The following is a 16,959-nucleotide window of genomic DNA, read 5'->3' on the forward strand; positions in this document are numbered from 1 at the left end:
GCCACATAAGCGCGCATCAGCGCCGACGGCCGCTACGCCCCTCCCCGGCCAACGATCTGGTGACCGGCACGGTGACGCGGCTCGCGGCCAGGTCGACGGTCACCTTCGCGCCGGTGGGGTCCTCGAAGTAGAGGAAGTCGGCGTCGGTGCCCGCGAGGACGAGGCCGAGCCGGTGGCCGGGCTCGAGCTGGTAGTCGTTCGGCAGCGTCGGCCACGTGATGCGGTAGGACACCCCCGGGGTCAGCGGTTCGGGGGTGGCCGGCGAATGCCGGTTCTGCGCGTCCATCCAGCCCCGGGCGATCACCTCGGAGGGGCCGCACACCGTCACATTGGCCGTCTTCCGGTAGCACGCGTCGTCCGCGGCGGTGCTCTCACCGTGGCACGACTCCTCGGCGAGCCCGCGCAGCCCGTCGTGGATGCCGTTGAGTGGATCGTTGCGCGCCCAGTCGATGCGTTCGTCCTCCCCGTAGTCGACCAGCAGCGCGGTGAGGTTCGACGTCGGCTTGTCGAGCGTGACCCTGAGATCCACCGTGGGGGTGCCCGAGATCCGTACGCCGGTGCGCAGCGGCGGGGTACGGAACGCGAGCCTGCCGGGCCGGGGCGTGGCCGGGTCGGCGGTGAGATCCGCCTCGCTCAGCTTGAGATCGGTGAAGGACCCGGTGCCAGTGGCGGGACGGAGCGCCAGCGAGCCGTCGGGCTTCGGGTGCAGGGACGCCGGGGAGGTGCGGGCGGGCCAGTCGGCCTGAGTGGTCCAGGTGTCCGGACCGGACTGCAGATCGACCCGGGGCTCGTCCATGATGCCGTTCCGGATGCCGTACAGCCAGTGGTCGAACCACCGGTGCACCGTGTCCACCCAGCGGGCGCGCCGCCCGGGCCAGTCGAATGGGTCGGTGTGGCCGTAGCGTCCGAGCCACAGCTTGCGCGGTACGCCGCGCTCGGCCAGCGGGGCCCACCAGTCGGCCAACTGGTCGATCCGCACGTTGTAGTCGCTGAGGTCGTGGACGGCGAAGACGCTCGCCCGCACCTTGCTCACCTGGGGAGCCGGCGGAGCGAGGTAGTCGCGCTCCTTCCAGTACGCGTTGTAGTTGCCGGTGGAGTCGTCCTCGCCCGCGCCCAGCCGGTCGCGCACCGCCTGGCACTTCTCGGGCGGGTCGGAGTCCAGCGAGGCGGCGAGCCAGGGGCCGAACCCGTTCCAGTGCTTGGCGCCGTTCGTCCGGGCGAACTCGTACCAGGAGCTGATCCCGGAGATCGGGACGATCGTCTCCAGCCCCTCCACCCCGGTTCCCGCCACGGCGTTCGCCAGGGTGCCCTCATAGGAGTGGCCGATCATTCCCGTCCTGCCGCTCGACCAAGTGGCCTTCGCCTCGCTGCCGTCGGTCCAGTACGCGGTGGCCCGGCCGCCCAGCCAGTCGATCGCCGAGGTGGCGGCGGCGACGTCGGCCTTGCCGCCGATGGTCGGACACCCGTCGGATCTTCCGGTGCCGGTCATGTCGACGTCGACGACGGCGTAGCCGCGGGGAACGAAGTAATTGTCGTAGAACAAGGGGAACTTGGACGGGCTGCCATCGGCGGTGTAGGTCTTCTTCTCCGCCTCGAAGCCCCGGCCGACCGTGTCGTTGTACGGGCCGGCCAGCATGATGACCGGAACCTTGAGACCCTGCTCGGTCTCCCGGGGCCGGATGATGTCCACGGCCACGCGGTCCCTGGCGCCGTCGCCGTCGCTGTCGACACGGGTCTGGACCATGAGGTGTTCCCGGATGGCGTCCCGGTAGGAGAACACCGGCTGCGTACGGCCATGGGCCACGGTGACCGAGGGCCCCGCGGCGGGACGGGCCGTGGCGGGCCCGGTGGCAAGGGCGGCGAGGGAGGTCGATATCGCGACCGCGACGACCGCGGCACCTCGCCCTCGTGGAATGGGCATGTGGTCCTCCTGGGCGGACGATTCCGCTGATCGGATGAGTCCTGTCACGCCGAGGGGGCGCCGGACCGATCGGCTATCGGTCCGGCGCCCCCTCGGCGGAGATTTCCGAGCCCCGGCGGTTACTCGGCGATTTTGGTGCGCATGATCCAACGAAAGACCGCCGGAACGAGATCGCCGTCAACGAGTTCGAAATGCTCGTATCCGTTGCGGTGCTGGATTTTGAGCTTCCGGGCGGCGAGGGACGACCGACCGGTCCGATGCGCTCGGGGAAGGTCGTCGGGTCCCCCTTCGAGGACGACCTCGATCGGGCTGCTGTCGGGAAAATATGTGCCCTGTTCCGTCATCTGTTCGCCCGTCATCTGTTCACCTCACCCCTCGTTGATCGGCGAATCGCCGGACTCGGCCGTGCCGTCACGCGGGAACCTGCAGTTCGAGCCGGTCATCCGAGGTGAGGATGGCCCGCTGCATATCCTGAAGGGCCCGGCACGGTTCGAGTCCGAGTTCCTCGTTGAGCGTCTTCCGTGCCGCCTGATACACATGCAGCGCGTCCGCCCGGCGGCCGCAGCGGTAGAGCGCCAGCATCAGCTGCCGGTGCAGTGCCTCCCGCAGCGGATGCTCGGTCGTCAACTGGTACAGATCACTTACCAGCTCGCGATGGCGACCAAGCATCAGACGTGAATCGGTCAGCATTTCGACACATTCCAGACGGGCTTCCTTCAGCCAGGTCTGAAATCCTTCGAGAATCGGCCCGTGGCACACATCGTCGAGCAGCGGGTCTCGCCAGAGGTCGAGTGCGCTTTCGAAGCTGTCCGTGGCCTGCTTGTAGCGCCGTTCCCTGAGATGATCCCGCCCCTCGCCCACCAGCCGTTCGAAACAGTGGAAGTCGAGATCATCGGATCCCAGGCGCAGGACGTACCCCGGGGGCCGGGTGAGAACCGGGCTTTCGCTCTGCTGGGGACGGCGCAGGAACTTGCGGATCTGGGAGACGTACACATGAAGGCCCGCGATCGCCCGGCGCGGTGGGCCCTCTCCCCAGATCTCCGTGATGAGCTGGTCGATCGGGACCACCTGATCCGCGCGGACCAGGAGGACGGTCAACAGGACTTCGATCTTCCGGGCCCTGATGGATAATTTCCGCCCCTCCTCGACCACGCGGAGAGGCCCCATGATCTCATATCGCACTGCTTGTCCCATCCGATTCGCCGATGCGTGCGGTCATGGGACAGTCGGCCCCGTTGCCAGAAAAGCCCGCGAGTGTCTGCGTGTTTTCGTGCCCGCCCGGGGGTGCCTGTCTGCTGGAGACGAACGAATGTGCGGGCCTGTGTCGCGTACGTGCCGCCGAGCCGCCCGCCTGTGGGAAACGGACCGGCTGTTCATCGCCGCACGGGGACGGACGGCGCTGCCGGATCCGCTTACTCACGTCGTTCGCGACTGCCATTACTCACCCCTCTTTTTTTACAGACCTGCCGGTGATTCAGAAACCGCGAATCCGCAGTTCACTGCCCATGGCAGGTGCCCTTCGTTCTAAGCGACTCCTATGACTACCCGCCTCACCTAGAATCCGGATATATAAACCCTAGAGGCGCCCCTCACGGAAAGGCGCGGATTTCGATACCGTGTGGAAGATCAGGGTCCGGATATCTTCGGCCCCGAGTGGCATGGTCAGCGAATGAGAATACGCTGAGCGGGTCGGCGGGTTCAAGCACGCCATGCCGAAACCCACTTCCTCTCGGGCCCGTTGAGGAGAAGTGGAAAATTGCGGTACTTCGGGGACCGGCCGCCCCGTGGAAACCGGCCCCGAAATCCTTGGTCAAAGCTTGTGGGCCACCACGATCGCGCAACCCGCACTGGGCACCGTGGGCAGCGCCGACTTGGCGGCGTCGAGTACCTCCTGCACGCTGATCCCGTGCCGCTCCTCGAACTCCCGGCGGCACCTCAGAATGCCGTCGATCATGCGGTTGGCGGTGTCCTTGGTGTGCTCGGTGACGTCCGTCAGCTCGTCCAGCAGCAGCCCGGCGTCGCCGATCAGGCCGGGCCAGTCCCGCAGTCGGGTCAGCGAGGTGACCACGTCGGGATCGTTCTCCGGCCGGTAGCTGCCATCGCTCGGCGCGGTCACGTCCGTCAGCACCAGCCGGCCGCCGGGCGCCAGTACCCGGGCGATTTCGCGCAGCGCCGTGGGCCGGTGCATGTGATTGATGGACTCGAATGCGAGCACGGCGTCGAACGATTCGTCCCCGAAAGGCATGGCCATGGCATCGGCGTATTGGAACGACACCTGGTCGGACATGTGCGCGGCGCGCGCGGATTCGGTCGCCTGCTCGACCTGAAGCTCGCTGATGGTGATCCCCAGAACAGCGGCTCCGGTCGTCGACGCCACCCGCAGCGCGGGCTTGCCGATCCCGCAGCCCACATCCAGTACCCGGTCTCGAGGCCCCACCCGCAGCCGTTCGATGAGCAGATCGGTGAAGCGGTCCGTCGCCTCCTGGACCGAGCTGGTGTCGGACGGCCCGTCCCAGTAGCCGAAGTGGAAGTTGTCGTCCCACGCCATCTGCAGCAGCGGCCCGAGCGAACTGTAGTAGTCCGACACCTGGCCGCCTGGCGGCGCGGGTGATGGGGATGTCATGGCACTCCTCCTGTGTGCTCGGCGCTCCGATCGGCCCGTCAAGTGGCCACGAGGGCTCACCCGTTAAGCGATGGTCAGGGGTTCCGGTAACGCGTCTCTAAAGTCACCGGCCGCGGGCTTTTGGTCTGCCTTTAGAACCGCGTCCCACGATGGGCCACGTGCTCGCACCGATCATCAATCCGGAGCGGGAGTGCCGCCCATGACCAACGATGTCCCTGCCTCCTCCGAGCGCGGTACGTGGTGTGATGGCTAGCGCCCCGCCCGCCCGGCCACCTCAGCCCGCGGAACCCATCGCCGTTGTGGGGATGGCCTGCCGACTGCCCCACGCACCCAGCCCGTCAGCCTTCTGGCAGCTGCTGCGCCAGGGCCGCCACGCCATCACCGCGATGCCCGCCGACCGCCGGCACCCCGGCCCTCCGGCGGCCGATCCGTCAGGTCCGGCAGCTCCGGTCGTCTCGGCCACCTCGGCCGCTTCGGCCACCGGCTGGTCCGGCGGTTTCCTGGATCACATCGACACGTTCGACGCCGAGTTCTTCGGCATCCCGCCGCGCGAAGCGGTGGCCATGGACCCCCAGCAGCGGCTGATGCTCGAACTCGGCTGGGAGGCGTTCGAGGACGCCGGAATCCGCCCCGAAACGCTCAACGACACCCCCACCGGCGTGTTCATCGGCGCGATCTGGGACGAGTACGCGGCCGTGCTGCGCCGCCACCGGCCCCTGGCGAGCACCCGGCACGCCATGACCGGCGTCCACCGCAGCATCATCGCCAACCGGATCTCCCACGGTTTCGGGCTGCGCGGCCCGAGCCTCACCGTCGACACCGCGCAGTCCTCGTCCCTGGTGGCCGTCCACACCGCCTGCGAGAGCCTGCGCCGCCACGAGTGCACGCTGGCGCTTGCGGGCGGCGTCAACCTCATCCTCACCGAAGAGAGCATGGAGGCCGCCGCGGCCCAGTTCGGCGGACTCTCCCCGGACGGCCGCTGCCACACCTTCGACGCCCGCGCCAACGGCTTCGTACGCGGCGAGGGAGGCGGCGCCGTTCTGCTCAAGCCCCTCGCCGCTGCGGTCCGCGACGGCGACCCGGTGTACTGCGTGATCCGCGGCAGCGCCCTCAACAACGACGGCGCCACCGACGGCCTGACCACCCCCGGCCCGGCGGCGCAGGAAGCCGTGGTGCGGCTCGCCCACCAGCGCGCCGGAACCTCGCCGGACGACGTCCAGTACGTCGAACTGCACGGCACCGGCACGCCCGTCGGCGACCCCATCGAGGCCGCCGCGCTCGGCGCCGCCCTGGGCAGCGCCCGTACGGCGGACAACCCCCTGCCGGTCGGCTCCGCCAAGACCAACGTCGGCCACCTGGAGGGCGCCGCCGGCATCGTCGGACTGCTCAAATGCGCCCTCAGCATCACCCACCGGCAACTCCCGCCCAGCCTCCACTACGCCACTCCCCACCCGCGCATCCCGCTGGCCGGCCTCGGGCTGCGCGTACAGGACGAACTCACCGCGTGGCCACGCCCGGACCGGCCGCTGCTGGCCGGAGTCAGCTCCTTCGGCATGGGCGGCACCAACTGCCATCTCGTGCTCGCCGAACCCCCCGCCCCCGTCGCGGCCACCCCGCCCCCGGCCCCGCCCGTCGTCCTGTGGCCCCTCTCCGGCAGGACGCCCGCCGCGCTGCGCGCCCAGGCCGCGCGGCTGCGCGACCACCTCGCCGACCACCCCGGCGCCGACCTCGCGGACATCGGCCACGCACTGGCCACCACCCGGACCGCCTTCCACCACCGCGCCGTGCTCCTCGGCGACGGCCACCACCCCGACGAGCTGGTGCGCGGGCTCGACGCGCTCGCGCAGGGCACACAGACCGCCGGACTCGTCCGGGGGCGGGCGGCCGAACCAGGGCTCGCGCTGCTCTTCAGCGGCCAGGGCAGCCAGCGCCCCGGCATGGGCCGCGAACTGTACGCCGCGCACCCCGCCTTCGCCGACGCCCTGGACGAGGTCTGCGACACCCTGGCACCGCACCTCGAACTGCCCCTGCGCGACGTCATGTTCGCCGATCCCGGCACTCCGCACGCGGCGTTGCTGGACCGGACGTCGTACACCCAGCCCGCGCTGTTCGCCATCGAAGTCGCCCTCCACCGGCTGGTGGCTTCCTGGGGGCTGCGGCCCGACTACCTGATGGGGCACTCGGTCGGCGAGATCGCCGCGGCGCACGTGGCCGGAGCGCTCTCCCTCCCCGACGCCTGCGCCCTGGTGGCCTCCCGCGGTCGGCTCATGCAGTCGATCGCGGCGGACGGGGCGATGGCCGCCTGGCAGGCCACCGTGGACGAAGCCACCGAACTGCTCGCGGGGAAGGAGGACCGGATCGGGATCGCCGCCGTCAACGGCCCCTCCTCCGTCGTGGTCTCCGGGGACCGGGACACCGTCCAGGACACCACCGCCACCTGGCGGGAGCGCGGCCGCAAGGCGCGTCTGCTGAAGGTCAGCCACGCCTTCCACTCCCCGCACATGGACCGGATGCTCGACGAACTTCGTGATGTGGCAGTCGGCTTGGCCGTCGCCGCACCGGCCATCCCCGTGGTCTCCAACGTGACCGGCCGCGTCGCCGCCGCCGAACAGCTCGCCTCCCCGGACCACTGGGCCCGCCACGCCCGCGACGCGGTGCGCTTCGCGTCCGGCATGCACACCCTCCGCGCGGCGGGCGTCACCACCTTCCTCGAACTCGGACCGGACGCCCACCTGACCGCCATGGCCCGCGAATGCCTCGCCGAGCGCGACGGCACCGAGGACGGCCCCGAGCGGCCGCGCCCCCTCGCCGTGGCCACCCTGCGACGCGACCGGCCGGAGGTACGCACCTTCGCCACCGCCATGGCCGAAGCACACGTACGGGGCGCCGCCCTTGACTGGGAGCGGGCCTTCGGCGGACACCGCTCGCGAACGGTAGGCCTGCCGACGTACGCCTTCCAGCGGGAGCGCTACTGGCCCGGGGCGGAGCCCACGGCCCCGGACGCGGACAGCGCGGCCACCGCTTCGCCGCTGACCGGGCGACTGGCGGAGCTGACCGGCGCGGAGCGCGAGCGCGCCCTGCTGGAGGTGGTGCGCGACGCCGCGGCCGTCGTCCTGGGACACCCCGGCCCGGATGCCATCGACCCGGCCCTCAGCTTCAAGGACCTGGGCTTCGACTCCCTCGCGGCCACGGAGCTGAGCGAGCGGCTGAGCGAAACCACGGGCCTGCCCCTGCTCGCCACGCTCACCTTCGACCACCCCACGCCACTGGCCGTCGCCGCCCATCTGCACACCTGCGTCGATCGGCCCCCGGACGCGCCGGCGAGCGCCGCGATCACACCGGCGGTCCTGCCACCGGCCACCGACGACAACCCCATCGCGGTGGTGGCCATGAGTTGCCGCTACCCCGGCGGGGCCGACACACCGGAAGCACTGTGGCGGCTGGTGTCCGAGGGCGCGGACGCGATCGGCGAGTTTCCCGGGGACCGGGGCTGGGACCTGGCGGGGCTTTTCGACCCGGACCCGGACCGTCCCGGCACCAGCTATGCCCGTGAGGGTGGATTCCTGTACGACGCCGCGCGGTTCGACGCCGAATTCTTCGGCATCAGCCCGCGCGAGGCGCTGGCCACCGACCCGCAGCAGCGGCTGCTGCTGGAGACCGCCTGGGAGGCGTTCGAGCGCGCGGGCATCCGCCCCGCCGCGCTCCAGGGCAGCTCGACCGGCGTCTTCGTCGGGGTGACGCCCCAGGACTACGGTCCGCGGCTGCACGAGGCGCCGAAGGGGCTCGACGGCCATCTGCTGACCGGCAGCACGCCCAGCGTGGTGTCCGGACGGATCGCCTTCACCTTCGGCCTGGAGGGGCCCGCGGTGACGGTGGACACCGCATGCTCGTCGTCGCTGGTGGCCCTGCATCTGGCCGGCCAGGCGCTGTGGCGGGGGGAGTGCCGGATGGCACTGGCGGGCGGAGTGGCCGTCATGGCAGCCCCGGGCATGTTCACCGGCTTCTCCCGCCAGCGCGGCCTGGCCCCCGACGGCCGGTGCAAGCCGTTCGCGGCGGCAGCGGACGGCACGGGCTGGGGCGAGGGCGCCGGACTGGTGCTGCTGGAGCGGCTGTCGGACGCGCGGCGCGACGGCCACCCGGTGCTGGCGCTGATCCGTGGCTCCGCGGTGAACCAGGACGGTGCGTCCAACGGGCTGACGGCGCCGAACGGGCCGTCGCAGCAACGGGTGATCCGCCAGGCCCTGGCCGCCGCCCGGCTGTCCCCGTCGGAGGTGGACGCGGTGGAAGCACACGGCACGGGCACCACGCTGGGGGATCCGATCGAGGCGCAGGCCCTGCTCGCCACGTACGGACAGCAGCGGCCCACGGACCGGCCCCTGTGGCTCGGATCCATGAAGTCGAACATCGGCCACGCGCAGGCGGCCGCGGGGGTGGCGGGCGTCATCAAGATGGTGATGGCCATGCGGCACGGGCAGCTGCCCGCCACCCTGCACATCGACAAGCCGAGTCCGCACGTCGACTGGGACAGCGGCAACGTGCGCCTGCTCACCGAACCGGTCGTGTGGCCACGCGGCGAACGTCCCCGTCGCGCGGGCGTCTCCTCCTTCGGCATCAGCGGAACCAACGCCCACCTGATCCTGGAACAACCCCCGGCCCCGGACCCCGCGACCGGCGCCCCGCCCGGGGACGGGCCCACGCCCTGGGTGATGTCGGCACGTAGCGCGGAGGCGCTGTGCGGACAGGCCCGTGCGCTGGTCACCGCACTGGACACCGATTCCGACGTGTCCGCCGCGGAGGTGGGCTGGTCGCTGGTCACCACGCGGTCGGTGTTCGCCCACCGGGCGGTGGTGGTCGGCGAGGACCGCGACGCACTGACGGCGGCGGCCCGGGCACTGGCGGCCGGTGACAGCCACCCGGGCCTCGTGGGTCCCGGTGCTGTAGGCCCCGGAGCGGTGGCGGGCGGCCCGGGACCGGTGCTGGTGTTCCCGGGGCAGGGGGCGCAATGGCAGGGGATGGGCGCCGAACTCCTCGACAGCTCCCCGGCGTTCGCGGCGCGGGTCGCCGCATGCGAGCGAGCGCTGACGCCGTACGTGGACTGGTCACTGACGGCTGTGCTGCGTGGCGCCGAGGGCGCGGGTGATCTGGGTCGGGTGGATGTGGTGCAGCCCGTGCTGTGGGCCGTGATGGTCTCGCTGGCCGCTGTGTGGGCGGAGTACGGGGTGCGCCCGGCGGCCGTCGTGGGCCACAGCCAGGGCGAGATCGCGGCGGCCGTGGTGGCGGGCGCGCTGTCGCTGGAGGACGGCGCGAAGGTGGTGGCCCTGCGCAGCCGGGCGTTGTGCCGACTGGCCGGTGGCGGCGCGATGGCCTCGCTGGGACTGGGCCGGGAGCAGGTGGCCGAGCTGCTGACCGAGCTGGGCGACCGGGCCGCCGAGGTCGTGGTGGCAGTCGTCAACGGGCCCGGATCCACCGTGGTGTCCGGACCGCCCGGGCAGGTGGCCGCCGTGGTGGCCGCATGCCGGGAGAGGGAGGAGCGCGCACGGTTGATCGAGGTGGACTACGCCTCCCACAGCCCCCAGGTCGACGCGATCGCGCAGGAGCTGACCCACCTGCTGGACGGCATCCGGCCGGCCACGTCAGCCGATGCCGGTGTGGCGTTCTACTCGACGGTGACCGGCAGCCGGATCGCCACCAGCGGTCTGGACACGGCGTACTGGGTGCGCAACCTGCGGGAGCAAGTGCGGTTCGCCGACGCGGTCGACGCTCTCCTGGCCGATGGCCACTGCGTGTTCATCGAGGTCAGCACCCACCCGGTGCTGACCATGGGGATGCGGGAGTGTTTCGAGGCGGCGGATGCCACCGCCGTCGCCGTACCGACGCTCCGGCGTGACCACGGCGGCCGGGCGCAGCTGATGCGCTCGCTGGGGCAGGCGTTCACTGCCGGGGTCGACGTCGACTGGATCGCGCTGTTCCCCGCCGACCCGCCGCCCCGTACGGTCGACCTGCCCACCTATGCCTTTCAACGCGAACGGTACTGGCTGGACACCACCGCCTCGCGCGGCGGCGACCCCGCCGACCTCGGCCTCACCTCAGCCGAACATCCCCTGCTGGGCGCCGCCGTGGAACTCGCGGACGGCAGCGGCGTGATGCTGACCGGACGCATCTCCCCGCAGACCCACTCCTGGCTGAGCGAGCATGTGGTGGGTGGCATGGCGCTGGTGCCTGGCGCCGCGCTGGTGGAATGGGCGCTGCGGGCGGGCGACGAGGCCGGTTGCGGTGAGGTCGAAGAGCTGGCGTTCCGGGCCCCGTTGGCACTGCCCGCCACGGGGGGCCTCCGCGTACAGGTGGCGGTGGGCGCCCCCGCCGACGACGGTCGGCGTGACGTACGCGTGTACGCCCGCCCGGACGGCGGCAGCACGCCTACGGCATGGACGTGCCACGCCACCGGCGTACTGCGCCCGTCCGCACCGGAGCAGCAGAGGGCCGAGCCCGGGGCATGGCCACCGCCCGGTGCGCGGCCGGTGGCGACGGACGGGCTGTACGAACGGATCGCCACCTCGGGCTACGCGTACGGCCCGGCCTTCCAGGGCGTGCGCGCGATGTGGCATGACGGCACGGACGTACTGGCCGAGGTGGAGCTGCCGGAGGCCGCCGGAGAGCCGGATGGGTACGGCATCCACCCGGCCCTGCTGGACGCGGTCCTGCAACCGGCCCTGGCAACCACTGACGAGGACCGGGAAGGCGAGCGGCTGTGGCTGCCGTTCACGATGAGCGGCGTAGCGCTCTGGGCGGCCGACGCGACCACCGTACGCGTCCGGCTGACACCGCACCGGCAGGACACGGACGGCGAGTGCGCGATGCGGGTGGCCGTGTCCGATGCCGCGGGCGCACCGGTGCTCACCATCGACGCGCTCGTGATGCGCCCGGCCACCCCCGAACAGCTGCGACCCTCGGACAGCCACGTGCGGGACAACGGAGTGCGGAACGACGGGGTATGGGGCGGGCGGCGGCGCTCCGCGGCCGCCACGGCAGGCGCGCGGTCGGCCGACTGGGCCGCGCGGCTGAGGGCACTGTCGGCGGCCGAACGGCAGCGGGCGGTGCTCCACCTGGTCCGCCAGCACGCCGCCACCGTACTGGGACACGCCGACCCCGACGCGATACACGCCGAGGCCAGCTTCAAGGAGCTGGGCTTCGAGTCCCTGACCGCCGTCGAGCTGCGCGATCGTCTCGCGGCCGCCACGGGACTGCGCCTGCCCGCGGCCCTCATCTTCAGATATCCGACCCCGGAGGGCATCGCGCGCCATCTGGTGCAGCGGCTTTCCCCCGAAGGCAAGGTCCCGACGCAGAAGTCGACGGATGCGATGAATGTTGCGGAAAGGCTGGAGTCCGCGTCCGCGGATCAGGTTCTTGACTTTATCGACAAAGAGTTGGGTGTGTCCTGAATGTACCGGGCGCGACGATCGCTGAAGGCCGGGTGACCCCTAGTGGCGAACGAAGAGAAGCTGGTCGAGTATCTCAAGCGGGTCTCCGCTGATCTGCACGATACGCGGCAGCGTTTGCGCGCCGCGGAGGAGCGCGCCCAGGAGCCGGTGGCCGTGGTGGGGATGGCCTGCCGCTTCCCGGGCGGGGTCACCTCTCCCGAGGAACTGTGGGACCTGCTCGGCTCGGGTGTGGACGCGATCGGGGACTTCCCCACGGATCGCGGCTGGGATCTGGACAACCTCTACCACCCCGATCCCGAGCACTACGGCACCAGTTGCGTCCGCCAAGGCGGATTCGTCGAGGCCGACCAATTCGACGCCGCGTTCTTCGGGATCAGCCCGAGGGAAGCGCTGGCGATGGACCCGCAGCAGCGGCTGGTGCTGGAAATCGCCTGGGAGGCGCTGGAACGGGCCGGAATCGACCCCGCCACTCTGAAAGGCACCCGGACCGGCGTCTACACGGGCGTGTCCAGCCAGGACTATCTGGCCCGGGCCCCGCGGATTCCCGAGGGCTTCGAGGGGTACGCCACCACGGGCACACTCACCAGCGTCATCTCGGGCCGGGTGGCCTACACGTTCGGTCTGGAGGGACCGGCGGTGACCGTGGACACCGCGTGTTCCGCCTCGCTCGTGGCCATTCACCTCGCCTGCCAGGCGCTACGTCAGGGTGAATGCACCCTGGCGCTGGGCGGCGGCGTCACCTCGCTCGCCACGCCCATCATGTTCACCGAGTTCTCCCGGCAGCGTGCGCTGGCCCCGGACGGCCGCTGCAAGTCCTTCGCGGCCGGCGCGGACGGCACCGGCTTCTCCGAGGGCGTCGGCCTGGTGGTGCTGGAACGGCTGTCGGACGCGCGGCGCAACGGCCACCGGGTGCTGGCGGTGATCCGGGGCTCGGCGATCAACCAGGACGGCGCCTCGAACGGACTGACCGCGCCCAACGACGTCGCCCAGGAACGCGTCATCGGCCAGGCACTGGCCGGGGCCCAGCTGTCGCCGGGCGATGTGGACGCGGTGGAGGCCCACGGCACCGGTACGAAGCTGGGCGACCCGATCGAGGCCGAAGCGTTGATCGCCACGTACGGCCAGGACCGCCCTGCCGAACGGCCGCTGCTGCTGGGCTCCCTGAAGTCCCACATCGGGCACACTCACGCGGCCGCCGGTGTGGCGGGCGTCATCAAGATGGTGACGGCCCTGCGGCATACGGTCCTGCCCGCCAATCTCCACCTGGACGAGCCGACCCCGCATGTGGAGTGGGAGGACAGCGGAGTACGGCTGCTGACCGAGCCGACCGCCTGGCCCGAACTGGACCGGCCCCGCCGGGCGGCGGTGTCCTCTTTCGGGGTCTCCGGCACCAATGCGCATGTGATCCTGGAACAGGCTCCGGAGGCGCCTGAGCGTGCTGAGGCGCGGCCCGTTGAGGGTGTGGTGCCGTGGGTGGTGTCGGCGCGGAGTGCGGAGGCGTTACGAGGTCAGGCGGCGGCGTTGGCGGCGCGGGTGGCCGATGCCGAGGTGGCGCCTGCCGACGTGGGCTGGTCGTTGGTGACGTCGCGGTCGGTGTTCGAGCATCGTGCGGTGGTGGTGGGTGAGGGCCGTGCGGGGTTGGTTGCGGCGGTTGAGGCGTTGGCGGCGGGGGAGTCGCATCCGGGTGTGGTGTGTTCGGGTGCTCCGGCGTTGGCGAGTGGTGTGGGTCCGGTGTTGGTGTTTCCGGGGCAGGGTTCGCAGTGGGTGGGGATGGGTGCGGGGTTGTTGGATGCGTCGCCGGTGTTCGCGGGGCGGGTGGCGGAGTGTGAGCGGGCGTTGGGGCCGTATGTGGATTGGTCGCTGAGGGATGTGCTTCGTGGGGCGGAGGGTGCGGCTGATCTGGGTCGGGTGGATGTGGTGCAGCCGGTGTTGTGGGCGGTGATGGTGTCGCTTGCGGCGGTGTGGGTGGGGCACGGGGTGCGGCCTGCGGCGGTGGTGGGTCACAGTCAGGGTGAGATCGCGGCGGCGGTTGTGGCGGGGGCGTTGTCGTTGGAGGACGGCGCGAAGGTGGTGGCGCTGCGTAGCCGGGCTCTGCGTCGGTTGGCTGGTGGTGGCGCGATGGCGTCGCTGGGCTTGGGCCAGGTGGAGGCCGGACAGCTGCTGGCCCGGCTGGACGATCAGGCTGCGGGCGTGGGTGTGGCTGCGGTCAACGGGCCCTCTTCTACGGTGGTTTCGGGGCCGCCGGAGCAGGTGGCCTCGGTGGTTGCCGCGTGTCAGGAGAACGGCGACCGGGCGCGGCTGATCGACGTGGACTACGCGTCCCACGGCCCCCAAGTCGACCAAATCCACGATGAGCTGACGCGTCTGCTGAAGGGCATCCGCCCGATCGACATCTCCGGTACGGAAACCGTCTTCTACTCCACGGTGCATGGCCGCCGCATCGACTCCACCGGGCTGGACACCGCGTACTGGGTGACCAATCTGCGCGAGCGCGTACGCTTCGCCGACGCGATCGAAGCGCTGCTGCTCGATGGGCACCGGGTGTTCATCGAGGCCAGCACCCATCCCGTGCTCACCGTCGGCATGCAGGAGACCTTCGAACGGGCGAGCATCGACGCGACCACCGTGCCGACGCTGCGCCGCGACCACGGCGGTCAGGACCAGCTGGTGCGGTCGCTCGCCCAGGCGTTCAACGCGGGCATCCCCGTGGACTGGACGACGATGTTCCCGGCCGACCCGACCCCTCGGACGGTGGATCTGCCGACCTACGCCTTCCAGCACGAGCGGTACTGGCTGGACGGTCTCACCGGCCGGGGAGCCGACCCCACCGACCTCGGGCTCGTCCCCGCCGGGCATCCGCTGCTGAGTGCCGCCGTGGAGCTGGCGAACGGCGGCGGCCGGCTGCTGACGGGGCGGCTTTCGGCGCGTACCCAGGGGTGGCTCGGCGAGCATGTGGTGGCGGGCGCGGTGCTGGTGCCCGGTGCGGCACTGGTGGAGTGGGCGCTGCGGGCCGCCGACGAGGTCGGCGCCGGAGGCGTGGAGGAACTGGCGCTCCACGTCCCGCTGGCGCTGCCGGAATCGGGCGGGCTTCGCCTGCAGATCGTGGTCGGGCCACCCGACGCCGACGGGCGGCACGACGTACACCTGTACTCCCGTCCCGAGGGGGACGCCGACTCCGTGGCCGGATGGGTGTGCCACGCGGAGGGTGTACTGGGTCCGGCCCCGGAGGGCTCTGCCCTGGAGGACGATTGCGGGGCGGGGGGACTGGGCGGCGTATGGCCCCCGGCCGGGGCGGAGCCCGTGACACTGGAGGACTTCTACGCACAGGTCGCGGCCTCGGGGTATGCGTACGGCCCGTCCTTCCAGGGGCTGCGCGCGGTGTGGCGCTACGGGGCGGATCTGCTGGCCGAGGTGGTGTTGCCGGACGCCGCGGGCGAGCACACCGGGTTCGGTATCCATCCGGCCCTGCTCGATGCTGCGCTGCAACCCGTCCTGCTGACCGGCCAGGACACGACCGACACCGAGTCGGCTCACGGCCGGGTGTGGCTGCCGTTCACCTGGAACGGGGTGTCGCTTCGCGCCCACGGGGCGACCAGCGTACGGGTCCGGCTGTCGCCTCGGGAGGGCGGCGGCGAGAGCGAGCGGACCGTGCGGGTGACGGTGGCCGACGCGGTGGGTGCCCCGGTGCTGAGCACCGACGCGGTGGTGCTGCGTCCGGCGAGCGGAGACCAACTACGGAGCGCACAAGCTCCGGGCGTGGACGGCCTTTTCGCCATGGACTGGACTCCCTTGCCCCTCGTGCCGGGCGGCAGCGCCGGTGCCACGAGGTGGGTGGTTCTGGGCAGCGAGGCCACACCGGATCTCGACGCGTTGATCGCCGCGCTCGACCGCGGCACACCGGCTCCTTCGGTCGTCCTGGCGTACCAGCCCGCTGTCGACGCGCCCACCGATGTTGGTGAGATGGCGGCCCATGGGCTGGCCTCGGCGGAGCGAGTCCTGAAGCTGCTGCAGGATTGGCTGGCCGAACCACGGCTGGCCGATGCCCGGTTGGCGTTGGTGACACGCGGAGCCGTACCCGCGGATGACACCGGGAGCGATGACACCGGAACCGTGGACGTGTCCGGTGCGGCGCTCTGGGGTCTCGTGCGCAGCGCACAGGCGGAGAACCCGGGCCGGTTTCTGCTGCTCGACGTGGAACGGAACGCACCGGATGCCGATCACGGCGGTGTGCTGAACGCCGTACTGCGAGCCGTGGAGATGGACGAGTCGCAGGTGGCGCTGCGCGCCGGTCAGGTGCTGGTGCCCCGGCTGGTCCGGGCCGTCGGCATCGGCGGTGATGGCGGCCTGGTGCTTCCGGTGGGGCAGTCCGCGTGGCGGCTCGGGGCCGTCGGCACCGCGACCGTGGACAGTGTCCGGCCTGTGCCATGCCCGGAGGTGCTGGAGCCCTTGCGCGCCGGTCAGGTACGCATCGTGGTTCATGCGGCGGGCGTCAACTTCCGCGACGCGCTGATCGTGCTGGGAATGTATCCGGGCGACGCCGTCTTCGCGGGCAGCGAAGGTGCCGGTGTGGTCCTGGAGATCGGGCCAGAGGTGACAGGGCTGGCCGTGGGCGACCGGGTGATGGGCCTGTTCGAGGGCGCGTTCGGCCCGCTCGCGGTGGCGGACGCGCGTACGGTCGTCCCCATCCCCTCCGGCTGGAGCTTCCAGCAGGCGGCCGCGGCGCCCGTGGTGTTCCTCACCGCCTGGTACGGACTGGTCGAGCTGGGCGGGTTGCGGGTGGGGGAGTCGGTGCTGATCCATGCCGCGACGGGTGGTGTGGGGATGGCTGCGGTGCAGATCGCCCGCCATTTGGGTGCGGAGGTCTACGCCACGGCTTCTCCTGGCAAGCATGCGGTGCTGGAGGACATGGGCGTCGACCGGGGACACCGGGCCTCGTCACGTGATCTGGACTTCGAGCACGTGGTGCGGGAGGCCAC

At 71.3% G+C, this 16,959-nt stretch carries 6 protein-coding genes; 2 read left to right on the top strand and 4 right to left on the bottom strand.

Annotated features, from left to right (window positions below):
• Positions 1-16 precede the first annotated feature (16 nt).
• The 4 genes from ACH4SI_RS04115 to ACH4SI_RS04130 all read right to left on the bottom strand — a co-directional run bounded on the left by ACH4SI_RS04115 (position 17) and on the right by ACH4SI_RS04130 (position 4,544).
• Entirely contained in the window at positions 17-1,921 is a 1,905-nt protein-coding gene (locus tag ACH4SI_RS04115) for a Xaa-Pro dipeptidyl-peptidase (protein WP_398292265.1), read from the bottom strand.
• Between the two features lie 119 nt (positions 1,922-2,040).
• Positions 2,041-2,280: a DUF5988 family protein gene (locus ACH4SI_RS04120; protein ID WP_398292267.1), complete on the bottom strand. Its 240-nt coding sequence runs from the start codon at positions 2,278-2,280 to the stop codon at positions 2,041-2,043.
• 52 nt (positions 2,281-2,332) lie between these two features.
• On the bottom strand, positions 2,333-3,103 hold the full coding sequence (locus ACH4SI_RS04125) for a BTAD domain-containing putative transcriptional regulator (RefSeq protein ID WP_398292269.1): 771 nt from the start codon (positions 3,101-3,103) through the stop codon (positions 2,333-2,335).
• Between the two features lie 628 nt (positions 3,104-3,731).
• The gene (locus ACH4SI_RS04130; protein ID WP_398292271.1) at positions 3,732-4,544 is read right to left on the bottom strand and encodes an SAM-dependent methyltransferase; all 813 of its coding nucleotides are present in this window, start codon (positions 4,542-4,544) and stop codon (positions 3,732-3,734) included.
• A gap of 245 nt (positions 4,545-4,789) precedes the next feature.
• Between ACH4SI_RS04130 and ACH4SI_RS04135 the strand changes: the two genes are divergently transcribed.
• A complete protein-coding gene (locus tag ACH4SI_RS04135) occupies positions 4,790-11,983 on the top strand; it encodes a type I polyketide synthase (protein ID WP_398292273.1) in 7,194 nt (2,397 codons plus the stop codon).
• A 42-nt stretch (positions 11,984-12,025) separates the two neighbouring features.
• A partial coding sequence (locus ACH4SI_RS04140; RefSeq protein WP_398292275.1) for a beta-ketoacyl synthase N-terminal-like domain-containing protein occupies positions 12,026-16,959 on the top strand: 4,934 nt, incomplete at its 3' end.

The organism is Streptomyces sp. NPDC021212, assembly GCF_044332925.1.
GTDB lineage: Bacteria > Actinomycetota > Actinomycetes > Streptomycetales > Streptomycetaceae > Streptomyces.